Source organism: Acinetobacter sp. Colony158 (assembly GCF_019264745.1).
Lineage (GTDB): Bacteria > Pseudomonadota > Gammaproteobacteria > Pseudomonadales > Moraxellaceae > Acinetobacter > Acinetobacter ursingii.
Genome location: NZ_CP078523.1, coordinates 899,494 through 899,888 on the forward strand (window position 1 = coordinate 899,494; position 395 = coordinate 899,888).

A 395-nucleotide genomic window follows, 5' to 3' on the forward strand; every position below is an offset into this window, starting at 1 on the left:
CTGAACAAGCCACAAGGTATGTTGCTAATTACAGGACCAACGGGTTCTGGTAAAACAGTTTCGTTATACACAGGCCTAAATATTCTTAATACTGAGAGTTCAAATATTTCCACAGCAGAAGATCCTGTGGAAATTAACCTTGAAGGTGTTAATCAGGTGAATGTTAACCCCAAGGTGGGCTTGACCTTTGCCGCTGCGCTAAAGTCTTTTTTACGTCAGGATCCTGACATTATCATGGTTGGTGAGATTCGTGATCTGGAAACAGCAGAAATCGCAATCAAGGCTGCGCAAACAGGTCACATGGTCATGTCTACGCTGCATACTAACAGTGCGCCAGAAACATTAACACGTTTACGCAATATGGGCGTACCTTCATTTAATCTTGCAACGTCCGT

1 protein-coding gene is annotated in these 395 nt (G+C 43.3%); it reads left to right on the forward strand.

Features of this window, described 5'->3' with window-relative positions; all coding sequences use genetic code 11:
- Window positions 1–395, forward strand: a 395-nt coding sequence (locus tag JR005_RS14405) for an ATPase, T2SS/T4P/T4SS family (protein ID WP_228731740.1), incomplete at both ends; no start/stop codon positions are given.